This is a genomic window from Kitasatospora sp. NPDC098663 (assembly GCF_044760075.1).
Taxonomy (GTDB): domain Bacteria; phylum Actinomycetota; class Actinomycetes; order Streptomycetales; family Streptomycetaceae; genus Kitasatospora.
Genome location: NZ_JBIWAP010000047.1, coordinates 1 through 20303, shown reverse-complemented (window position 1 = coordinate 20303; position 20303 = coordinate 1). Strand labels below are relative to the sequence as shown.

The 20303-nt window shown below is 72.6% G+C and carries 19 protein-coding genes; 15 read left to right on the top strand and 4 right to left on the bottom strand.

Features of this window, described 5'->3' with window-relative positions; all coding sequences use genetic code 11:
* Positions 1 to 73: 73 nt before the first annotated feature.
* The 5 genes from ACIQVZ_RS34950 (at position 74) to folE (ending at position 6274) form a co-directional block, all read left to right on the top strand.
* Positions 74 to 1249 carry a zinc-dependent metalloprotease gene (locus tag ACIQVZ_RS34950; RefSeq protein ID WP_350885197.1) on the top strand — a complete coding sequence of 392 codons (1176 nt, stop codon included), beginning with the start codon at positions 74 to 76 and terminating at the stop codon, positions 1247 to 1249.
* A 279-nt stretch (positions 1250 to 1528) separates the two neighbouring features.
* On the top strand, positions 1529 to 2656 hold the full coding sequence (gene tilS, locus ACIQVZ_RS34945; protein ID WP_350885199.1) for a tRNA lysidine(34) synthetase TilS: 1128 nt from the start codon (positions 1529 to 1531) through the stop codon (positions 2654 to 2656).
* A 70-nt stretch (positions 2657 to 2726) separates the two neighbouring features.
* A complete protein-coding gene (hpt, locus tag ACIQVZ_RS34940) occupies positions 2727 to 3281 on the top strand; it encodes a hypoxanthine phosphoribosyltransferase (RefSeq protein WP_063348252.1) in 555 nt (184 codons plus the stop codon).
* Between the two features lie 228 nt (positions 3282 to 3509).
* On the top strand, positions 3510 to 5564 hold the full coding sequence (gene ftsH / locus ACIQVZ_RS34935; protein ID WP_350885202.1) for an ATP-dependent zinc metalloprotease FtsH: 2055 nt from the start codon (positions 3510 to 3512) through the stop codon (positions 5562 to 5564).
* Positions 5565 to 5668: 104 nt separating this feature from the next.
* Positions 5669 to 6274 carry a GTP cyclohydrolase I FolE gene (gene folE, locus ACIQVZ_RS34930; RefSeq protein ID WP_063348250.1) on the top strand — a complete coding sequence of 202 codons (606 nt, stop codon included), beginning with the start codon at positions 5669 to 5671 and terminating at the stop codon, positions 6272 to 6274.
* 76 nt (positions 6275 to 6350) lie between these two features.
* Here folE and ACIQVZ_RS34925 read toward each other — a convergent pair whose 3' ends face one another.
* Positions 6351 to 7505 (bottom strand): alpha/beta hydrolase-fold protein, encoded by a 1155-nt coding sequence (locus ACIQVZ_RS34925; protein ID WP_350885204.1) that lies wholly within the window; start codon positions 7503 to 7505, stop codon positions 6351 to 6353.
* A gap of 376 nt (positions 7506 to 7881) precedes the next feature.
* Here ACIQVZ_RS34925 and ACIQVZ_RS34920 point away from each other — a divergent pair, with 376 nt between their 5' ends.
* The 7 genes from ACIQVZ_RS34920 (at position 7882) to ACIQVZ_RS34890 (ending at position 14422) form a co-directional block, all read left to right on the top strand.
* Positions 7882 to 9720 (top strand): phosphatidylglycerol lysyltransferase domain-containing protein, encoded by a 1839-nt coding sequence (locus tag ACIQVZ_RS34920; protein ID WP_350885206.1) that lies wholly within the window; start codon positions 7882 to 7884, stop codon positions 9718 to 9720.
* 68 nt (positions 9721 to 9788) lie between these two features.
* Positions 9789 to 10676, top strand: coding sequence for a dihydropteroate synthase (gene folP / locus ACIQVZ_RS34915; protein ID WP_350885208.1), 888 nt, complete (start codon positions 9789 to 9791; stop codon positions 10674 to 10676).
* Complete coding sequence (locus ACIQVZ_RS34910; RefSeq protein ID WP_063348246.1) at positions 10673 to 11170, top strand: nuclear transport factor 2 family protein; 498 nt, start codon at positions 10673 to 10675, stop codon at positions 11168 to 11170. The genes folP and ACIQVZ_RS34910 overlap by 4 nt, the downstream gene beginning before the upstream one ends.
* A gap of 247 nt (positions 11171 to 11417) precedes the next feature.
* A complete protein-coding gene (gene folB, locus ACIQVZ_RS34905; RefSeq protein WP_063351209.1) occupies positions 11418 to 11777 on the top strand; it encodes a dihydroneopterin aldolase in 360 nt (119 codons plus the stop codon).
* A 40-nt stretch (positions 11778 to 11817) separates the two neighbouring features.
* Complete coding sequence (gene folK, locus ACIQVZ_RS34900) at positions 11818 to 12417, top strand: 2-amino-4-hydroxy-6-hydroxymethyldihydropteridine diphosphokinase (protein ID WP_350885211.1); 600 nt, start codon at positions 11818 to 11820, stop codon at positions 12415 to 12417.
* A gap of 188 nt (positions 12418 to 12605) precedes the next feature.
* Entirely contained in the window at positions 12606 to 13094 is a 489-nt protein-coding gene (locus tag ACIQVZ_RS34895; protein WP_063348244.1) for a DUF3180 domain-containing protein, read from the top strand.
* Between the two features lie 122 nt (positions 13095 to 13216).
* The gene (locus ACIQVZ_RS34890; protein WP_402455692.1) at positions 13217 to 14422 is read left to right on the top strand and encodes a hypothetical protein; all 1206 of its coding nucleotides are present in this window, start codon (positions 13217 to 13219) and stop codon (positions 14420 to 14422) included.
* A 104-nt stretch (positions 14423 to 14526) separates the two neighbouring features.
* Here the strand turns inward: ACIQVZ_RS34890 and ACIQVZ_RS34885 are convergent, their stop codons facing one another.
* Positions 14527 to 15102 carry a TerD family protein gene (locus tag ACIQVZ_RS34885; protein ID WP_350885215.1) on the bottom strand — a complete coding sequence of 192 codons (576 nt, stop codon included), beginning with the start codon at positions 15100 to 15102 and terminating at the stop codon, positions 14527 to 14529.
* A gap of 124 nt (positions 15103 to 15226) precedes the next feature.
* On the bottom strand, positions 15227 to 15724 hold the full coding sequence (locus tag ACIQVZ_RS34880) for a hypothetical protein (RefSeq protein ID WP_380380883.1): 498 nt from the start codon (positions 15722 to 15724) through the stop codon (positions 15227 to 15229).
* A gap of 92 nt (positions 15725 to 15816) precedes the next feature.
* Here ACIQVZ_RS34880 and arfB point away from each other — a divergent pair, with 92 nt between their 5' ends.
* The gene (gene arfB, locus ACIQVZ_RS34875; protein WP_063348241.1) at positions 15817 to 16251 is read left to right on the top strand and encodes an alternative ribosome rescue aminoacyl-tRNA hydrolase ArfB; all 435 of its coding nucleotides are present in this window, start codon (positions 15817 to 15819) and stop codon (positions 16249 to 16251) included.
* 10 nt (positions 16252 to 16261) lie between these two features.
* Here arfB and ACIQVZ_RS34870 read toward each other — a convergent pair whose 3' ends face one another.
* A complete protein-coding gene (locus tag ACIQVZ_RS34870; protein ID WP_380341611.1) occupies positions 16262 to 16798 on the bottom strand; it encodes a flavin reductase family protein in 537 nt (178 codons plus the stop codon).
* Positions 16799 to 17162: 364 nt separating this feature from the next.
* On the opposite strand from ACIQVZ_RS34870, the gene ACIQVZ_RS34865 reads away from it, so the two are divergent.
* Complete coding sequence (locus tag ACIQVZ_RS34865) at positions 17163 to 18953, top strand: diguanylate cyclase domain-containing protein (RefSeq protein WP_350885222.1); 1791 nt, start codon at positions 17163 to 17165, stop codon at positions 18951 to 18953.
* Between the two features lie 90 nt (positions 18954 to 19043).
* A complete protein-coding gene (locus ACIQVZ_RS34860; RefSeq protein ID WP_402455690.1) occupies positions 19044 to 20084 on the top strand; it encodes a hypothetical protein in 1041 nt (346 codons plus the stop codon).
* Positions 20085 to 20303: the final 219 nt, after the last annotated feature.

The window sequence follows — 20303 nt, the reverse complement described above, 5'->3', positions numbered from 1 at the left end:
CCGCCGGGGGCGGGGTGAGGGTGTTCGTGGCGGGTGGCTGCCGCTGGTGGGTGGGAGCACGTACGGTGAGGGCATGACGAGCGCGAGTGGCGGTGCTGGCATGGTCGACTGGAATCTCGCGGTCGCAACCGCGACCAGGTTGGTGCGGCCGGGGCCGGAGGTGAGTCGGGCGGAGGCGGCGGCCGTGGTCGCCGAACTGCGCCGGCACGCGCTGGAGGCCGAGGAGCACGTCCGGGTGTTCACGGGGATGCGGTCGAGCAGTCTGACGGCGGCCACCGCGACGCCGGTGCTGGTGGTGGACCGCCCGGGCTGGGTGCGGGCGAACGTGGCCGGCTTCCGCACGGTGGTCCAGCCGCTGGTGGAGAAGCTCCAGGCGCGCCGGGCGAGCAGCCCGACGGCGGGGGTGTTCGGCGCGGTGGGGGAGAAGGCCACCGGGATCGAGGTGGGCGCGCTGCTGGCGTTCCTGGCCGGGAAGGTGCTCGGCCAGTACGAGACCTTCGCCCCGGCGGAGCCTTCGCTGGAGGCCCCGGACAGCCCGGCGGCGCTCTTCGACAAGCCGCGGCTGGGCCCGGAGGGCCCGGGGCCGGGAAGGCTGCTGCTGGTGGCGCCGAACATCGTGCACGTCGAGCGGGAGCTGGACGTCGACCCGTCCGACTTCCGGCTCTGGGTCTGCCTGCACGAGGAGACGCACCGGACGCAGTTCACCGCGGTGCCGTGGCTGCGCGACCACATCCAGTCCGAGGTGCAGTCCTTCCTGGCGGAGACGGACGTGGACCCGGGTGCCCTGCTGGAGCGGCTGCGGGACGCGGCGGGTTCGCTCGGTGGCGGGCTGCCGGGTGCCGGGAGCCGGGACGGCATGCCGTCGGCGGGGCTGATCGAGGTCGTCCAGTCGCCGGCGCAGCGCGAGATCCTGGGCCGGCTGACGGCGGTGATGTCGCTGCTGGAGGGCCACGCGGACGTGGTGATGGACGGGGTCGGCCCGGCGGTGGTGCCGACGGTGGCGGAGATCCGGGAGAAGTTCCAGCAGCGCCGGGACCGCGGGGCGAACCGGCTCGACCTGCTGTTGCGCCGGCTGCTCGGGATGGACGCGAAGCTGCGCCAGTACCAGGACGGCGCGGTGTTCGTGCGCGGGGTGGTGGAGCAGGTCGGCATGGAGGGCTTCAACCGGGTCTGGACCTCCCCGAACACGCTGCCGACCAAGGAGGAGATCCACGATCCGGCCGCCTGGGTCGCCCGCGTCGCTCGCTGAGGCGGGCGCGGACGGGGCTCGGACCCCAAGTGCCGTGCGGTGGTCGGTGGTGGTCAAACCCGCTCGTACGAGTGGTCCAATCGGGCAGGGGGAGGGTGAAGATACGTTTCTCCATTCACCCGAACGTGGGACGGTGGTCGTACCGGTGGCGCGGGTGGCGTAGCGGGGTGCTCCTTTCTGCCACCATCTGTGAGCGCCCGGTAACAGGGCGCTCATGAAGCCGCGCGGCCCGGCCGCGCGAGCCGCCGTCCTGTCCCCTCCGTCGAGGAGTCGTCCGCCGTGGGTCCACACCCCGCAGTCGCAGCGATACGCCTGGCCGTCCGCCGCACGCTCACCGACCTCGCCGCCGAGGCCGGTACCACCTTCACCGCGCCCGTGCGCGAGCCCCGCGAGCGCCCGGCCGGGGCGCCCCTGGTGGGCGCCGCCGTCGGCACCACCCTGATCGGCAACGCCGCCCGGCACCCGTCCGGACTGCCCCGGACCCCGGCCGCCCCCGGCTCCCCGCTGGTGCTGGTCGCCGTCAGCGGCGGCGCCGACTCGATGGCGCTGGCCATCGCCGCCGCCTTCGAAGCCCCCAAGATCGGCCTGCGGGTCGGCGCCGTCACCGTGGACCACGGCCTGCAGCCCGGCTCCGCCGACCGGGCCGCCCAGGTGGCCGAACGGCTGCGCTCGCTCGGCCTGGACCCGGTCGAGGCGATCCCGGTGCGCGTCGGCCGGTCCGGCGGCCCCGAGGCCGCCGCCCGGGACGCCCGCTACGCGGCCCTGGACGCGGCCGCCGAGCGGCTCGGCGCGGTCGCGGTGCTGCTCGGCCACACCCGGGACGACCAGGCCGAGACGGTGCTGCTGGGCCTGGCGCGCGGTTCGGGCTCCCGCTCGCTGGCCGGGATGCCGGCGCAGAAGGGCCGCTACCGCCGCCCGCTGCTGGAGCTGGACCGGGCGGCCACCCGGCAGGCCTGCTCCGCCCAGGCGATCCCGGTCTGGGACGACCCGCACAACTGTGATCCCGCCTACACCCGCTCCCGGGTCCGGCACGAGGTGCTGCCGGTGCTGGAGAAGCACCTGGGCGGCGGGGTGGTCGAGGCGCTGGCCCGCACAGCCCGGCTGTTCCGCGACGACGCGGACGCCCTCGACCAGTGGGCCTCGCTCGCCGAACGCGACCTCCGGACGGGTGAGGGCACCCTGGACGCGGTGAAACTCGCCGAGCTCCCGCCCGCCGTCCGCCGCCGGGTGCTGCGCCGGGCCGCGCTGCGGGCGGGCTGCCCGGCCGGGGACCTGTTCGCGCGGCACCTGGAGACGATCGACCTGCTGGTCACCGGATGGCGCGGCCAGGGGCCGCTGCACCTACCCGGGGGCGTCGAGGCCACCCGCAGGTGTGGCACGCTGGTCTTTCGGCGGCAGGGCGACTGACGGGCGGGCATGTCCCGGGGTAGTCGGCCGCCGGCCACACAGACCCCGAACGTTTGAGGACGTATCCCCGGTGGACCAGAACGACATGGGCGCTGACCTCGCGAAGGTGCTCATCAGCAAGGACGAGATCGACGCCAAGCTCCTGGAGCTGGCCGAGCGCATCGACCGGGACTACGCAGGCAAGGACCTGCTGATCGTCGGCGTCCTCAAGGGGGCTGTGATGGTCATGGCCGACCTCGCCCGGGCCCTGCACTCGCAGGTCACCATGGACTGGATGGCGGTGTCGTCCTACGGCATGGGCACCAAGTCCTCCGGCGTGGTCCGCATCCTGAAGGACCTGGACACCGACATCGCCGGCCGGGACGTCCTGATCGTCGAGGACATCATCGACTCCGGTCTGACCCTGTCCTGGCTGCTGGGCAACCTGAGCTCGCGCGGCCCGGCCTCGCTGGAGGTCTGCGCCCTGCTGCGCAAGCCGGACGCGGCTAAGGTCGAGATCGACGTGAAGTACGTCGGTTTCGACATTCCGAACGAGTTCGTGGTCGGCTACGGCCTGGACTACGCGGAGAAGCTGCGTAACCTGCCCTTCATCGGGACGCTCGCCCCGCACGTCTACGGGGGCTGAGGGCTCCGTTCGGGCTACGGGTGGGAACAGGAGCCGGTTCCCGCCCGTTGGACCGGGGGGACCAAGAACGACGGCCGTGTCGCTGTGCTCCCGCCAAGGGCGGGTGCGACTGCGGTACGGTCCATTAAAACCGCTCTTCACATGAGCACCGACCAGGATGCGCCGGCGGCACCCAGCCCGCGGCGCCGCTGAGTGGCAGGAGGGACGGGGCGGCAACGCCCCGCATGGATGGACGTCAAGCGATACTTCCGTGCGCCGATCATGTGGATCGTGCTGGCCGTCCTCGCCGTCATCGTCTTGATGCAGGTCGTTTCGGATTCGAACGGCTACAAGACGGTGGACACCGGTCAGGTCGTCGCGGCGATCGACGCGAAGCAGGTCAAGTCGGCGCAGATCACCACTGGTGACTCGAACACGATCAAGATCCAGCTGAAGGACGGCGCCACGCTGTCCAACGCCGGTACCGGCAAGACGCCGTCCGGCAGCAAGTTCCAGGCCTCGTACATCGGCGACCAGGGTGTTGCGATCGCCGACAAGCTCCAGGCCCAGATCAACGACAACGACCAGAGCACGCTCGCCGAGGGCTACACCATCAGCCCCGAGAAGCAGAGCACCTTCGTCAGCCTGCTGCTGTCGATGCTCCCGATCGTCATCATCGTCCTGGTCTTCCTGTTCCTGATGAATCAGATGCAGGGCGGCGGCTCCCGGGTCATGCAGTTCGGCAAGTCCAAGGCCAAGCTGCTCACCAAGGACACCCCGAAGACGACCTTCGCGGACGTCGCGGGTGCCGACGAGGCGGTCGAGGAGCTCCACGAGATCAAGGAGTTCCTCCAGGAGCCGGCCAAGTTCCAGGCCGTCGGCGCCAAGATCCCCAAGGGTGTGCTGCTCTACGGCCCGCCCGGTACCGGCAAGACCCTGCTGGCGCGTGCCGTCGCGGGCGAGGCCGGGGTGCCGTTCTACTCCATCTCCGGCTCGGACTTCGTCGAGATGTTCGTGGGTGTCGGCGCCAGCCGCGTCCGCGACCTCTTCGAGCAGGCCAAGGCGAACGCCCCGGCGATCGTCTTCGTCGACGAGATCGACGCCGTCGGCCGGCACCGCGGTGCGGGCCTGGGCGGCGGTCACGACGAGCGCGAGCAGACCCTCAACCAGCTGCTGGTCGAGATGGACGGCTTCGACGTCAAGGGTGGCGTGATCCTGATCGCGGCCACCAACCGCCCCGACATCCTGGACCCGGCGCTGCTGCGCCCGGGCCGCTTCGACCGCCAGATCGCGGTCGAGCGCCCCGACCTCCAGGGCCGGCTGGACATCCTCAAGGTGCACCAGAAGGGCAAGCCGATCGCGCCCGACGTCGACCTCTCGGCCGTCGCCAAGCGCACCCCCGGCTTCACCGGCGCGGACCTGTCGAACGTCCTCAACGAGGCCGCTCTGCTGACGGCCCGTTCGGACAAGAAGCTGATCGACAACGGCATCCTGGACGAGGCGATCGACCGCGTCGTGGCCGGTCCGCAGAAGCGCACCCGGATCATGTCCGAGCGGGAGAAGAAGATCACCGCGTACCACGAGGGCGGCCACGCCCTGGTGGCGGCGGCGTGCCCCAACAGCGACCCGGTGCACAAGATCACGATCCTCTCGCGCGGCCGGGCCCTCGGCTACACCATGGTGCTGCCGGACGAGGACAAGTACTCCACCACCCGCAACGAGATGCTCGACCAGCTGGCCTACATGCTGGGCGGGCGCGCGGCGGAGGAGCTGGTCTTCCACGACCCGACCACCGGGGCGTCGAACGACATCGAGAAGGCCACCGCCACCGCCCGGGCCATGGTGACCCAGTACGGCATGACCGAGCGGCTCGGCGCCATCAAGTTCGGCTCGGACAACGCGGAGCCGTTCCTGGGCCGTGAGATGGGCCACCAGCGCGACTACTCGGAAGAGGTCGCCGGGCTGGTGGACGAAGAGGTCAAGAAGCTCATCGAGAACGCGCACAACGAGGCCTGGGAGATCCTGGTCGAGAACCGCGACGTGCTCGACAACCTGGTTCTGGAGCTCCTGGAGAAGGAGACCCTGAACAAGGAGCAGATCGCGGAGATCTTCGCCACGATCGTGAAGCGCCCGGCCCGGCCGGCCTGGACGGGCTCGTCCCGTCGCACGCCGTCCACCCGGCCCCCGGTGCAGTCCCCGAAGGAGCTGGCGCTCACCAACGGCGCCGCCGCGATCGACACCGCCCCGGTGGACATCGTGAAGCTCCCGCCGCTGCCGACCGCGGAGCCGCCCGCCGAGGGCTGATCCCGCGCACCGTACGGAATGGATGCCGCGTCACCGGGGTTTGTACCCTGGAGACGCGGCATCCGTGCTGTACAGCAAAGTCGTCCCAAGTAAGCGAGGCCCGCATGATCGACCCGGTGACGCTCGACGGTCCACCCACCGTCGGGACCTTCGACCAGAAGCGGGCCGAGAACGCCATCCGCGAGTTGTTGCTCGCGGTGGGTGAGGATCCGGACCGCGAGGGGCTGCTGGAGACCCCGGCCCGGGTCGCGCGCGCCTACAAGGAGATATTCGCGGGCCTCTGGCAGGAGCCCGAGGACGTCCTCACCACCACCTTCGACCTCGGGCACGACGAGATGGTGCTCGTGAAGGACATCGAGCTGACGTCCGTCTGCGAGCACCATCTGGTGCCGTTCCGCGGCGTGGCGCACGTCGGGTACATCCCGTCCGCCAGCGGCAAGATCACCGGCCTGTCCAAGCTGGCCCGGCTGGTCGACGTCTACGCCCGCCGCCCCCAGGTGCAGGAGCGGCTGACCAGCCAGGTGGCCGACGCGCTGATGCGGATCCTGGAGCCGCGCGGGGCGATCGTCGTGGTCGAGTGCGAGCACATGTGCATGTCGATGCGCGGCATCCGCAAGCCCGGCGCCAAGACCATCACCTCGTGCGTCCGCGGCCAGCTGCGCGACCCGGCCACCCGGGCCGAGGCGATGAGCCTCATCATCGGCCGATAGCGCAACGGCCGGCCGGTCCGCTCGGACCGGTCGGCCGTCGCCCGGCCACGTCGCCCGGCCACGTCGCCTGTCCGCGTCAGCCGAGCCGCTCGCCGATCCACTCCAGCGAGGACGGCAGCTCACGGGTCCAGCTGTCGAAGTTGTGGCCGCCGTCGTCCAGGTAGAGCGAGTCGATCTTGAACTGCGGGTTGGCCGCGGCGACCTGCTGGGCGTGGTCGACGAACTGGAGGGTCTGCGCGAAGTCGCCCTCCTTGCGGGAGGAGACCACCAGCAGCGACAGGGCGGGGGCCGGGAGGTTCGCCAGCCGCCAGTCGAGGTCGCTCTGCTGGGCCAGGGCGGCGTCGCCGGCGAACAGGTCACCGCCGGTGAACTGGTCCGCCTTGACCTTGTACTCGCCGTGCAGGCCCACCCCGATGCCGTAGACGTTCGGGAAGCGCATCGCCAGCCGCAGCGCGCAGCTGCCCCCGGTGGAGTAGCCGAAGACGGACCAGGAGGCGGCCGAGCGGCCGGTCCGGTAGCTGGTCCGGAGCGCCTCCGGCAGGTCCTTGGTGAACCAGGTCTCGGCGCGCGGGCCGCCGGGGACGTCCACGCACTCGGTGTCGCGCGGCGGGGCGACGGTCGGGCGGGTCATGACCACGACGGTCGGCGGCATCTTGCCGGACTTCTGCAGGTCGGCCGCGGTGCGCAGGAGCGGCAGCTCCTTGATCAGGTTGAGCGAGGTGCCGGGGAAGCCGGAGATGGCGACCAGGACGGGGAAGCGGACCAGGGCGAACTTCGGGTCGAAGTACTCGGGCGGCAGGTAGACGAACAGCTGGTCGGACAGCCCGGTCTCCTTGCCGGTGACCCGGACCGACTCGACCTTGCCGACCTCCTCGGGCGTGCCCTTGGGCAGGTCGGTGACGGTCTCCAGACCGCCCTCGTCGGTCGGCTGGAGCTGCGTGTCCGAGGCCGGGGCGCCGCCCTCGTGGTTCTCGTTGCTGGTCAGCGCGAGCTTGGCGCTGCCGGGGCTGAGTAGGTCGTCCCACGAGGTGTAGAACCCGAAGGAGTTGTTCACCGCCAGCGCCAGCACGGCCACGACCGCGACTTGAGTGACGGTCAGCAGGCCGATCCGGCCCAGGACGGGCAGCGGGCGCTGGCGCGCCAGTCGCGGCCAGAGCCACAGGGTGGTGACGAGAGCCGCAGCGCCGAGTGCGAGCAGCGAGTTCACCAGCGCTTCGCTGGTCAGTTCCATGCCGTCGGCCTTCCGGTGGGACACTGTCGGTGCACGCCTCATCATCTGGCGGTCCGTCAGCTCCGGCCACCGCGGCTAGGCTGTCCGGATGCCCGGGCGAGCTGGGAGGGCGGGGGGAACCGCAGGCAACCGGCGCCCTAGAATGCGGCGTCCACCGTACGTACGGCCTACCGGAGGACCCTGCCGCGCCACGCGGCGGCAGGCCCTCGGCTCCGTCCCCGGCTCCACCGCAGCGCGCCCACGGCACCGGTTTACCGACCGTTTCCGGGTCCTTGGTATGCGCATTGCCTGATGAAGGAAAAGGCATTGAAGGTCCATCACACGTGCTCCCCCGGAGTGACCGGACGGCTTCCCGCAGCCTCTACGCTGAGCTTCCATGAGCGTTCCCGTGTCCGTTGAGCCGAGCCCCGAGCAGCCGCGTCGCCGACGCGGCCTGCAGACGCTTCGCACCCAGGCGGCGGCCGTTCCGAGGGCCTGGCTGCCCCGCGCGGTCGGGTACGCCTGTCTGCTGATCGGCCTGGTCGACATCGCCAGCGCGGTGTTCCCCAAGCTCCGGCACTCCAAGATGCACACCTTCACCGGGCAGCTGCCCGGCGGCACCACCTCGCTGGCCGCGGTCGGGACGATGATGGTCGGCCTGCTGCTGGTGCTGCTCGCGCACGCGCTGCGCCGGCGCAAGCGGCGGGCCTGGCGGGCGGTGTGCGTGCTGCTGCCGGTCGGCGCCGCGCTGCACATCGTGCGCTGGCACCAGATCGGCCCGGCGGTGGTCTCGCTGGCGGTCTTCGTGGTGATGCTGGTGCACCAGCGCGAGTTCTACGCCAAGGCCGACCCGCGCACCCGCTGGCGGGCGCTGGTCAACCTGATCGTGATGGGCGCCGTCAGCGTGCTGCTCGGCCTGCTGATCGTGAGCACCCGGACCAAGTACGAGATCGGCTACCCGGCCCTGCCCGAGCGCCTCCAGCACGTCGTGTACGGGCTGTTCGGCTTCGAGGGGCCGATCCGGTACAACAACGTCCGGATGTCCGACCTGGTCGCCTACCTGCTCGGCGGGCTGGGCCTGCTGACCGCCTTCACCACTGCCTACCTGGCGCTGCGCCCCGGCAAGCCCAAGCCGGAGCTGACCCCGGAGGACGAGGAGAAGGTCCGCGAGCTGCTCACCCGCCACGGCGAGCGCGACTCGCTCGGCTACTTCGCGCTGCGCCGCGACAAGAGCGTGCTGTTCTCGCCCACCGGCAAGGCCGCGATCTCCTACCGGGTGGTCTCCGGCGTGATGCTGGCCTCCGGCGACCCGGTCGGCGACGTCGAGGCCTGGCCCGGCGCGATCAAGGTGTTCATGGCCGAGGCCCGCGAGCACGCCTGGGTGCCGGCCGTGATGGGCTGCAGCGAGGTCGGCGGCGAGGTCTGGACCCGCGAGGCGGACCTGGACGCGCTGGAGCTGGGCGACGAGGCGATCGTCGACACCGCCACCTTCTCGCTCGCCGGCCGGGCCATGCGCAACGTCCGCCAGATGGTCAAGCGGATCGAGCGCAACGGCTACTCCTGCCAGGTGCGCCGGGTCCGCGACCTCAGCCTGGAGGAGAAGCACCGGATCGCCGACGCCGCCGCCCGCTGGCGCGGCACCGACACCGAGCGCGGCTTCTCGATGGCCCTCGGGCGCTTCGGCGACCCGCTGGACGACGACTGCGTGGTGGTCACCGCCCACAAGGCCCCGGAGGAGGGCGAGAGCGGCGACGACCTGAAGGCCGTGCTGCACTTCGTGCCCTGGGGGCCGGACGGCATCTCGCTGGAGCTGATGCGCCGCGACCGCGCGGCCGACCCGGGCCTGAACGAGCTGCTGATCGTCGCCGCCCTCCAGGCCGTGTCCGCGATGGGCGTGCGCCGGGTGTCGCTCAACTTCGCGATGTTCCGCTCGGCGCTGGCCCGCGGCGAGCGGATCGGTGCCGGCCCGGTGCTGCGGGCCTGGCGCGGACTGCTGGTGTTCCTCTCGCGCTGGTTCCAGATCGAGTCGCTGTACAAGTTCAACGCCAAGTTCCAGCCCGAGTGGGAACCGCGCTTCCTGGTCTTCCCGAACACCCGGGACCTGCCGCGGATCGGCTTCGCCGCGATGCAGGCCGAGGCCTTCATCACCCTCGGCATGCCGCGCTTCGGCCGGCGGCGCCAGCGGGAGGGCCTGATGCCCACCCCGGGCGCCCGCGACGTCACCGAGGCAGCCTGAGGCACCGCCGCGGCCAACGGGGCCCCCGCCGAGAATCCTCGGCGGGGGCCCCGTTCGATAATGGGCGCATGAGCAACTCCCCGTCCTTCTCGCTGCCGGCCGGACTGCCGCGGCTCGACCGCTGCGCCGTGATGGGTGTGGTCAACGTCACGCCCGACTCCTTCTCGGACGGCGGCCTCTGGCACGACCCCGCCAAGGCGATCGCGCACGGGCTCGCCCTGCGCGCCCGCGGCGCGGACCTGGTGGACGTCGGGGGCGAGTCCACCAGGCCCGGCTCGCAGCGGGTGCCCGAGGAGGAGGAGCTGCGCCGGGTGCTGCCGGTGGTGCGCGAGCTCGTCGCCGCCGGGGTCGTGGTGTCGGTCGACACCATGCGGGCCTCCGTCGCCGAGCAGGCCGTGGCGGCCGGTGCCGCGCTCGTCAACGACGTCTCCGGCGGGCTCGCTGACCCGGCGATGGCCCGGGTGGTCGCCGACACCGGCGCGCCGTTCGTGGTGATGCACTGGCGCGGCCAGTCCGCGGACATGGAGCGGCTGGCGGTCTACCGGGACGTGGTGACGGACGTCGTCGCCGAGCTGGCCGTCCGGGTGGACGCGCTGCTGGCGGCCGGGGTCAAGGAGGACCAGCTGATCCTCGACCCGGGCCTCGGCTTCGCCAAGACCCCCGAGCACAACTGGGCGCTGCTCGGCCGGCTGGACGCGCTCACCGCGCTCGGCCGTCCCGTCCTCGTCGCCGCATCGCGCAAGCGGTTCCTGGGTACGCTGCTGGCCGACCCGCAAACCGGGGCGCTGCGCCCGGCCCGGGAGCGCGACGACGCGACCGCCGCGGTGTCGGTGCTGTCGGCCCAGGCCGGCGCCTGGGCGGTGCGGGTGCACGACGTGTCCGGCACGGCGGATGCCGTCCGAGTGGTCGCGGCCTGGCAGCACGCGGCCCGGCAAGGGGTGAGGGAGGGTCTGTGACAGGTGACGGCAGGCTGAGCGGCGGAACGGCCGGCCAGGCCCGCGAGGCGGACCTGGAGGCGGTGCTCGCGGCGAACCAGGCGCTCTACCAGGCGCTGGAGGAGGGGGACCTGGAGGCGGTCGAGGACGCCTGGCTGGGCGCCGCGGACGCGGACGACAAGGGCGGCGTGGTGTGCGTGCACCCGGGCTGGCCGGTGCTGCGCGGGCGGGCGCAGGTGACCCGCTCGTACATGCTGATCATGATGAACACGGAGTACATCCAGTTCTTCCTGACCGATGTCGAGGCCGAGGTCCACGGAGATGTGGCCCTTGTCACGTGCACCGAGAACATCCTCTCCGGCGGCGAGGCGGAGGAGGAGGGGGAACTCGGTCCGCTGGTCGGCGGAAAGGTCGTGTCGACGAATCTGTTCCGCCGTACCCCGGGCGGGTGGAAGCTCTGGTCGCACCACGGTTCACCCGTTCTGACCAGCGGTGACGACGAGGACGAGGACTGATTCGGGCGGCCTTCGGAAAACGCGGCCTGGAGGTCGCCCGGGAATTCCCGAGTGGTCACCGAACGTTCACGTCAATCGCCATTCCGGTGCGCGTGGCGACGGTTCGTGCCGGGTAGGACGGTCAGACGTTGTCAGCGCCCGCGGGTAGATTCGAAACGGAGTGGCGGGTGTGCTGCCCGCCTTCGCCCCGCTCGTCCATGCCATTCTCCGGGTGGGGCCCGTCCGACTGGGAGCAGTGATTCGTTTGCTGGACCGCGTCACCCTGCGGGGGCTGCGCGCCCGGGGCAACCACGGCGTCTTCGAGCGCGAGCGCATCGAGGGCCAGACCTTCGTGGTCGACCTCGTGCTGTACCTGGACACCCGCCCCGCCGCGTCCGGCGACGACCTCACCCGCACGGCGCACTACGGCCTCGTGGCCGAGGAGGTCACCGCGATCATCGCGGGGGAGCCGGTCGACCTGATCGAGACCCTGGCCCAGCGCATCGCCGACCAGTGCCTGAAGCACGAAGCGGTCGAGGAGGTCGAGGTGACCGTGCACAAGCCCGACGCCCCGATCACCGTGCCGTTCGACGACGTGACCGTGACCATTCACCGGGGCCGCGCATGACCGCCGCCGTGCGCCCCGTTCCAGTTGCAGAGGGATCTCGATGAGCACCAGCGACCCGACCGCCTCGCCGACCACGTTCGACCTGGAGAGCCGGGTGGACTCCGCCGACACCACACTGCACAGCCAGCGCTGCGCGGTGATCGCACTCGGCAGCAACCTGGGCAACCGCCTGGACACCCTCCAGGGCGCCGTCGACGCGCTCGCCGACACCCCCGGGCTCAAGATCAAGGCCGTCTCCGCGGTCTACGAGACCGAGGCCGTCGGCGGCCCGGGCGAGCAGCCCAACTACTACAACGCGGTCGTCGTGCTGCGCACCTCGCTGCCGCCGCGCGACCTGCTGGAGCGCGGCAACGCCATCGAGGACGCCTTCGGGCGGGTCCGGACGGTGCACTGGGGTCCGCGGACCCTGGACGTCGACATCCTGGCCTACGAGGGCGTGCTCAGCGACGACCCGCAGCTGCTGCTGCCGCACCCGCGCTCGCACGAGCGGGCCTTCGTGCTCGCCCCCTGGCTGGACGCCCAGCCGGAGGCCGAGGTGCCCGGGCACGGGCAGGTCGGCGAACTGCTGGACGCGCTCGGCGGCCCGGGCGCGCAGGGCGTCCGCCGGCGGGACGACATCCGGCTGACGCTGCCGGAGTGACCGGCCCCGGCCCGGCGGCCCGGTGAGGGCGGCCGGGGAACTCGACCGGGGGGCCCGGCCGTACGAGTAGGTGTCCGCCGTTCGCGCGGGTGCCCGCCCGGTCGGGCCCGGTACGGTGGCCTGGCGCCGCCGTGCCGGGCCACCGGGCGGCGGCCGGCTCTGGTAACCCCGGGAAGGACCTCCTCCGAGTGAAGCTGCTTCGCCTCCGCCTGCTGGTCGGCATCACCGCTGCTACCACGGCGCTGTCCTGGGCCGGTGCCAAGCTCTGGGCCTCCCTGGACACGCTGCCGGCCGTGCCGGTCGCGGCGCCGGTGGTGCTGGCCGCGGTGGCGGTGGTCCTGCTGGCGACCGCCCTCTCGCTGCGGTCCCGGCTGAAGGCGGTGCGCGAGCGGCAGCCCGGCGCGAAGGGCGTCGACCCGCTGCTGGCGGCCCGGGCGGTGGTGCTGGGGCAGGCCAGCGCGCTGGTCTCGGCGGTGGTCACCGGCGTCTACGCGGGCGCGGGGATCTTCCTGCTGGGCGAGCTGGACGTGTCGGCGCGCAAGGACCAGGCCGTCACGGCCGGGCTCGCGGTGCTGGCGGGGGCCGCGGTGATCGCGGCGGCGCTCTGGCTGCAGCACGTGTGCAAGCTGCCGGAGAACCACGACGATCCGAGCGGCCCGGCACCCTCGCCCCGCTGAACAGGTCTTTTTTCGTGATCTTGAGTGAAACGCCGGGTACGTGCGGTAAAACTTGCGCACTGTCAAGGGCGGAAGAGGACCCTGGGCTGACACGGCCCCAATTCGCACGCTAGTTTCTTGGCATGTCTCGCGGACGCCACCGTCATTCCTCCGTCCTCGGCCGGATCTTCCCCCCCACCGCCGCCGGCGTGCTGCTCGTCGCCGCGCTGGCCGCTCTGCTCTTCAGTCAGGACGCCGTCCTGGTGCGTTCGGTGGGTGTCGCGGCGGTGGTCGCGACGCTCGGCTTCGCGCTGCTGCTGCGGCAGCGGGACAAGGCGGCCCGGGCGGCCGCCGAGATGGCCGCGGCGCAGCGGCTGCGGGCCGAGGAGCGCTTCGAGGAGCAGCTGGCGGAGGCCGAGTACGCGGCGGAGGTCGCCGAGGAGCGGGCCACCCGGTTCGGGCGGCGGCTGACGGCGGAGAAGTCGCGGCTGGCGAAGGCCGAGACCGAGATCGCCCGGCTGCTGCGGGAGCGGGCCGTGACGGTGGCCGAGCAGGCGCTCAAGGAGGCCGAGGCGGCCCAGCGGGCGCTCGCCGCGAGCCGCCCGAAGTACCCGGCCAGCCCGGCCGCGTTCGTCCGTGCCGCGTCCGTGCTGCGGGTGCTGGAGCGGCGGGCGGCGGAGCAGGAGGCGCGGCGGGAGCGGGCGGCGGGCTCGGCGGTCGCGCTGCGGGCGCGTACGGCGCCGGCTGCTGCGGCCCCGGCGCCCGCGCCCGCTGCGGTGGCGCCCTCGGTGCCGGCGCCGGTGGCCCCCGCGGTGCCCACTCCGGGGCAGGCTCCGGTGGCACAGGCACAGGCACAGGCACAGGCACAGGCACAGGCACAGGCCCCGGCGCCGGTGCGGCCCGCGCCGGTGCGCCCGGCGCTGACCGCCACGGTCGGGCAGCTCGGGGGGGCGTCGTCCGCTCCGGTCCCGGCGCCCGCGCCGGTGGAGCGGCAGCGGCCGCGCTCGGCGCAGTCCGGAGCGGCGCGCGGGCCGGGTTTCAGCTTCTTCGGCCGTGGCGCGGGCGCGGCCGTGCGGGCGGCGGCCCCGGCGCCGGCGGTGGGCAGCGTCGCCGAACTGGGCGAGCGCACGGACCTGGCCGACGTGGTGGGCGACGAGGCGGTGGCCGCGCAGGCGAAGGCCGAGGCGCAGGAGGCGCAGGAGGCTCGTGAGGTGCAGGAGGCCGTGACCGACTCGCAGGCGTCGCAGCCGGCGGCCGAGCCGGCGCCGGGCGCGCCCGCGGTGGTGGACCTGACCCCGGAGGACGAGACCGAGCTGATCCAGCTGCCGGAGCTGCGCGCCTCGCGCTGAGTCCGGGCCGGGTACGCGAAAGCGGCGCGGGACGTCGGGTGACCGATGTCCCGCGCCGCTTCGTTTCCGGCGGTCTGCCGGGCCGGGAGGGGCCCGGCGGGGCGTCAGAGCTGGACGCCGAAGTCCTGGGCGATGCCCGCCAGGCCGGAGGCGTAGCCCTGGCCGACGGCGCGGAACTTCCACTCGCCGCCGTTGCGGTAGAGCTCGCCGAAGATCATGGCGGTCTCGGTGGCGGCGTCCTCGGAGAGGTCGTAGCGGGCGATCTCGGCGCCGCCGGCGGCGTTCACCACGCGGATGTACGCGTTGCGGACCTGGCCGAAGCTCTGGCCGCGGGCGACCCCGTCGTAGATGGTGACGGGGAAGGTGATCTTGACGGCCTCGGCCGGCAGACCGGCCAGGTTGACGTTGATCGACTCGTCGTCGCCGGCGCCCTCACCGGTGCGGTTGTCACCGGTGTGCACGACGGTGTTGTCCGGGCTGCTGGTGTTGTTGAAGAAGACGAAGTGCCCGTTGGAGAGCACCTTGCCGTCCGCGTTCAGGACGATCGCGCTGGCGTCGAGGTCGAATTCGGTGCCGGTCGTGGTCCGGACGTCCCAGCCCAGGCCGACACTGACCGCGGACAGGCCCGGGGCCTCCTTGGTCAGCGAGACGTTTCCACCCTTGGAGAGGCTCACTGGCATGGCGATTGCAGTCCCTTCGTTCGCTTTTTCCGGGACAACGCAATACTCCGGTGGGTTGGTTCCGCGAAGTCCGTGAATTCTTCGTGGACGTCAATCCGCTGGCAAAGGCCGGACAATGTCCTGGTCAGATCCGGGGGAACCGGCCCTGCAGCGACCAGATGTTCGGATTGTCGGCCAGCTCGGGGTGCATATCGAAGAGATCGGCGAGGGTGTCCTGGAGGAAGTCCCGGGCCTCGCGCCGCAGCTCGCCGTGGCGGACCACGGCGGGCGGCTCGTCCGGCAGCCAGGTCGCGGTGATCTCGACCCAGTTGAAGCGGCGGGCGAACCGCAGCAGCTCGGTGTTCTGGGTGAAGTCGAGGTCCGCGGTCTGCACCCGGGCGGCCCGGCCGCCGTCCGGGTCGCGGTCCAGCTCCTCGACGATGTCGCACAGCGCCCAGGCGAAGTCGAGCACCGGCACCCACCCCCAGCCGGTGGACAGCTCGGCGCCCTCGGCGTCCAGGTAGACGTCGCCGCAGAACAGGTCGTACCGCAGGGACCGCACCGGGGCGGAGCGGTAGTCCGTCTGCGGGGGGTCGGGGAAGCGGTTGGAGAGGGAGTAGCCGAGCTCGATCACGTACGCCATTGTCCGGGCTGCGGGCGGTGGTGCGGAACCGGGCCGCCGGCCGTCGCGGATAACCGGGTGACCGGGTGGTGCGGGCGCGGGATGATGGACACATGCCCGAGCCCATCCGCGTACGGGGGTCGGTGGTCGTCCCCGACGCCGAGCTCGTCTGGCGCTTCTCGCGTTCCTCCGGCCCCGGTGGCCAGCACGTCAACACCTCCGACAGCAAGGTCGAGCTGCGCTACGACCTGGCGGCGTCCAAGGCGCTGCCCGAGGTGTGGCGCGAGCGCGCGCTGGAGCGGCTGGCCGGGCGGCTGGTGGACGGCCGGGTGCTGGTGATCCAGGCCTCGGAGTTCCGTTCGCAGTGGCGCAACCGGGAGGCGGCCGCGGCCCGGCTGTCGGCGGTGCTGACCGAGGCGTGCGCGCCGCCGCCGAAGTCCCGCCGGGCGACCAGGCCGAGCCGGGGGATGGTCGAGCGCCGGCTGTCCAACAAGCGGCGCCGCTCCGAGCTGAAGCAGGGTCGGCAGTCACCGCGGGGCGGCGAGTAGCCGGGGCGGTTCAGCCGAGGGCGCGGTAGCCGCCGCGGAAGTAGAGCAGCGGACGGCCGGCCGGGCTGGGTACCGCGGCCTCCAGGACGCGGCCGAGCAGCAGGGTGTGGTCGCCCGCCGGTATCCGCTGCTCGGTGCGGCACTCGACGGTGGCGAGCGCGCCGTCGATCAGCGGGGCGCCGGAGCGCGGGCCGCGGTGGTGCGGGGTGTCCGCGAACAGCAGCCGGTCGCTGAGGCGGCCCTTCATGGCGAAGCGGGAGCCGAGCGCCTTCTGCCCCTCGGTGAGCAGCGAGACCGCCCAGGTGTCGGTGCGGGAGAGCACCTCGTCCATCCGGGAGTCCTCGCGGACCGAGATCAGGACCAGCGGCGGCTCCAGCGACACGGACAGGAAGGACGTGGCGGTCATGCCGACGTCCTCGCCGTCCTCCGGGTCGTGGACGGTCACCAGGCTCACGCCGGAGGCGAGCTGGGAGAGTGCCGCCCGGAACTCGTCGGGCGTGGCGTGGGAGGCAGCTTCGGGCTGCGGGGACGAGTACACGTACCGCACGGTAGTCGGCGGCCGCCGGAATCGGCATCGGGCCGAGGTCGTAGGACCAGCGGCGCACGGGGCGGGGTTGCGGCCGGGGCCGGGACTCACCCTCAGGAGTGAAGCAAGGGGCCTGCCGGGCGGCAGCGGGCTTCAGCGCGAGGCCAATGCGGTCGACCAAGGGAAATATTCCGATAGCGCTTTATGTCCCGCTATGGGGCGGATGAGCTGATTAAGGGTGCATTAGTGTCGTGTGATTTAAGTCACAAGTGATGGCCTATTGCTGACCGAGCGTGCCGAACGCTGTGCTCCCTGTGATTCAGTTCTTCTGGCAATCGGACGATAACCAATCAAGAACTATCCGAAGCAGCCGGGGAGCCCCCGCATGGAAGCCGAGTCGGAGCCGTACGTCCGTCTCGCGACCCTCCGCACCTTGCACCGGGTCGTGGCGGACCTCAACGCTGCCCGCAGCCTGGCGGGCACGCTGCAGGCCGTCGTCGAGGGTGCGGTGCACGGGCTCGGCTTCGACGCCGCCGCCGTCAGCCTGGTCCGCCCGGACGGGGACCTCGTGGTGGCGGCCGTCTGGGAGCTGGAGGAGAGCACCATGGGCGGCCCCTCCGTCCTGCTCGGCCAGGTCGGCTCCCGGGAGTCCTGGGACCGGCTGCTCGGCGTCAGCGACCACTGGGGCACCCTGCGCTTCCTGCCGTACGACCGCGGCTGGGCCGTCGCCAGCGACATCCCGCGCTGGATCGGGGACGGCCCGCTGCCCGTCTACGCCAACGACTGGCACCCCGCCGACGGGCTGCTCGCCCCGATGTACAGCGCCGGCGGCGACCTGCTCGGCGTCCTCTCGGTGGACCGCCCGCGCAGCGGCAAGCGGCCCGGGGCGTGGACCCGCGAGGCACTGGAGATGTTCTCGTTGCAGGCCTCCATCGCGATCGGCAACGCCCGGCTGCGGGCCGAGATGCAGCGCGCGCTGGCCCGCCTGGAGAAGGAGCAGCAGGCCCTGCGGGCCAGTGAGGAGAGCTTCCGCCAGGCCTTCGAGTACGCGCCCAGCGGGATGGCCATCACCGAACTGCACGGCGCCGGGCGCGGCCAGCTGACCAGGGTCAACGACGCGCTCTGTCGCCTGCTCGGCCGCCCCCGCGCGGTGCTGCGCCAGCAGAGCTTCGCCGACCTCGTGCACCCGGAGGACCGGGCGCTGCTGGAGCGCACCAGCGCCGAGAGCGGCCGGGCGGAACTGCGGCTGTCCCGGCGGGACGGCGGCTACCAGTGGGTGTGCCTGCGCAACTCGATCGTGGCGGACGCGGCCGAGGGCCCGAGCTTCCTGCTCACCCACGTCGAGGACATCGAGGACCGCAAGCGGCACGAGTTCCAGCTCGCCCACCGGGCCAGCCACGACGCGCTCACCGGCCTGCCGAACGGCGCCGAACTGAAGGCCCGGCTGGGCCGCCGGCTCTGCGCCGAGCCGCAGACCGTCGGGGCCCCCGCCGGGTCGGGCGAGCCGGCCTATCCGGCGCCGTACGGCTACCCGGCCGACTCCTACAGCGCGCACGCCGCGTACGACCGGCTGGAGGGCGCGGACCCGTACGGCGGGCCGGTGCACGGCTACGGGATGCCCGAGGGCGGCCCGCCGTACGGTCTCGCCCCGGGCTACGGGGAGCACGTGCACGCGGTGGTCCCGGCCGACCAGGGCCCGGGCGGCGAGGCGTGGTCCGCACCGTTCCGCTCCGGCGTCGCGGCGTCGCTGGACAAGGGGCTCGCGGTGCTCTTCTGCGACCTGGACGGCTTCAAGTCGATCAACGACCGGTTCGGCCACAACGCGGGCGACGCGGTGCTGGTCGAGGTCGCCCGGCGGCTGAGCCAGGCCGTCCGGGACGGCGACACGGTGGCCCGGCTCGGCGGCGACGAGTTCGTCGTGCTGGCCGACGGGATCGGCCGCGAGGAGGCCAAGGACCTGGCCCACCGGCTACGGGGCGCGATCATCCCGCCGATGCGGATCGACGGCCGGGCGATGCGGGTGGGGGTGAGCCTCGGCGTCGGCTGGGCGGGCTGCGGGATGAGCATCGAGGAGGTGCTGCACACCGCGGACGAGCGGATGTACGACGAGAAGCGGGCCCGGGGCGGCGCGGTGCGCGGCGCGCGGGGCGAGCGTTCGCATCGACGGGCGGGCTGAGCCCGCCGGTCCTGGTTACCCACGGGTTGTCAAGGGCTCTTTTCCGGCTGTCACAAAGGACAGGTAGGGTTCCCGGGTACGACAGCGTCCATGATCTGCGCCGGCGGCCCGCATCCCGGCGGCGCGAACCGGATGGGGGAGTTGACCACCGTGACGACCGCCGGCAACAACGGAGCGCCCGAGGGCGGTGCCCCGCAGGACGACGACCCGTTCGGCTACCTCTACCGCCCGGCGGAGGGTGCCTCCGGGCAGCCGGCCGAGCCGCAGCAGGGCGTGCCCCGGACGTCGTACAGCCGCCCGATGGAGGTCGGCCGGGCCCAGTACGGGCAGCAGCCCTACCAGCCGCGGCCGCAGCAGCCCCAGTACGGCCAGCAGGCGGGGCCGCAGCAGGGCTACCCCGGTGGTCAGCAGCCGTACCCGCCGCAGCAACAGCAGCCCGAGTACGGCACCGCGCCCACCCAGCAGACCCGTTACGCCGAGCACTCCCGGCCGCAGCCGGGGGAGGACCGGTCGAGCAGCGGCCGCAGCAAGGGCGCGGTGATCGGCGCGGTCGCGGTGGTCGCGGCCATAGCGATCGGCGCGGGGATCGCGCTCTCCACGGGCGACCCGGACGGCGACAAGACCGCCAAGGGCGGCGCCCAGACCACCGCCGCGGCTCCCCCCAGCACCCCGGCGACCGGCAGTTCGTCCCCGACCGCCTCGGCCTCGGCGAGCACCACCGCCCCGGCCGGCCCGTTGACCGTGGACGCGGGCCAGCTCCAGGCCCAGAACGCGCCGTCCGGCAACAGCATCAAGGGCACCAAGTCCGCCGACGGCAGCTACCTGACGCTCCAGCCGGGCGGCTCGGTGACCTGGAGCGGCGAGGTCGCCGCGGCCGGCACCTACAAGCTGAACGTGCACTACAACAACACCGGCGGGGACCTGAAGGGCGCCGCCTCGGTGAACGGCAAGGACTGGCCGAGCGGGCTGCTCTTCAAGAACTACGCGTCCGGCAAGGACCCGGCGTCCTCCTGGTTCAACACCTGGATACTCCCGCAGCTCCAGGCCGGGGCGAACACCATCACCTTCACGGTGCCCTCGGGTTCGATCCTGATCGACCAGATCACCCTCGAACCGAATGCGACCGGCTGACCGGTCGACCGGCTGAGCCGAACGCGAGACGGCCGCCCTTCCCCCGTGGGGGAAGGGCGGCCGTCGGCGTTCCGGCGGGCCGTCAGGCGGGCTTCACCACGTCGAAGCGCTCGCCGCCGAGGACCCAGCGGCCGCGGCGCATGACGGCGACCAGGTCGTAGCCCTCGGAGTCGAGCACGACCAGGTCGGCCCGCTTGCCCGTCTCCAGCGAGCCGATCG

What these genes read in the sequence shown, in the direction of transcription:
- ACIQVZ_RS34860 (WP_402455690.1), top strand. Translation starts at nt 19,044, where the DNA reads ATGATCTGCGCCGGCGGCCCGCATCCCGGCGGCGCGAACCGGATGGGG.
- ACIQVZ_RS34885 (WP_350885215.1), bottom strand. Translation starts at nt 15,102, where the DNA reads ATGCCAGTGAGCCTCTCCAAGGGTGGAAACGTCTCGCTGACCAAGGAG.
- folK (WP_350885211.1), top strand. Translation starts at nt 11,818, where the DNA reads ATGAGCACCAGCGACCCGACCGCCTCGCCGACCACGTTCGACCTGGAG.
- folP (WP_350885208.1), top strand. Translation starts at nt 9,789, where the DNA reads ATGAGCAACTCCCCGTCCTTCTCGCTGCCGGCCGGACTGCCGCGGCTC.
- ACIQVZ_RS34890 (WP_402455692.1), top strand. Translation starts at nt 13,217, where the DNA reads ATGTCTCGCGGACGCCACCGTCATTCCTCCGTCCTCGGCCGGATCTTC.
- ACIQVZ_RS34865 (WP_350885222.1), top strand. Translation starts at nt 17,163, where the DNA reads ATGGAAGCCGAGTCGGAGCCGTACGTCCGTCTCGCGACCCTCCGCACC.
- folE (WP_063348250.1), top strand. Translation starts at nt 5,669, where the DNA reads ATGATCGACCCGGTGACGCTCGACGGTCCACCCACCGTCGGGACCTTC.
- arfB (WP_063348241.1), top strand. Translation starts at nt 15,817, where the DNA reads ATGCCCGAGCCCATCCGCGTACGGGGGTCGGTGGTCGTCCCCGACGCC.
- ACIQVZ_RS34880 (WP_380380883.1), bottom strand. Translation starts at nt 15,724, where the DNA reads ATGGCGTACGTGATCGAGCTCGGCTACTCCCTCTCCAACCGCTTCCCC.
- ACIQVZ_RS34950 (WP_350885197.1), top strand. Translation starts at nt 74, where the DNA reads ATGACGAGCGCGAGTGGCGGTGCTGGCATGGTCGACTGGAATCTCGCG.
- ftsH (WP_350885202.1), top strand. Translation starts at nt 3,510, where the DNA reads ATGGACGTCAAGCGATACTTCCGTGCGCCGATCATGTGGATCGTGCTG.
- ACIQVZ_RS34920 (WP_350885206.1), top strand. Translation starts at nt 7,882, where the DNA reads ATGAGCGTTCCCGTGTCCGTTGAGCCGAGCCCCGAGCAGCCGCGTCGC.
- ACIQVZ_RS34925 (WP_350885204.1), bottom strand. Translation starts at nt 7,505, where the DNA reads ATGGAACTGACCAGCGAAGCGCTGGTGAACTCGCTGCTCGCACTCGGC.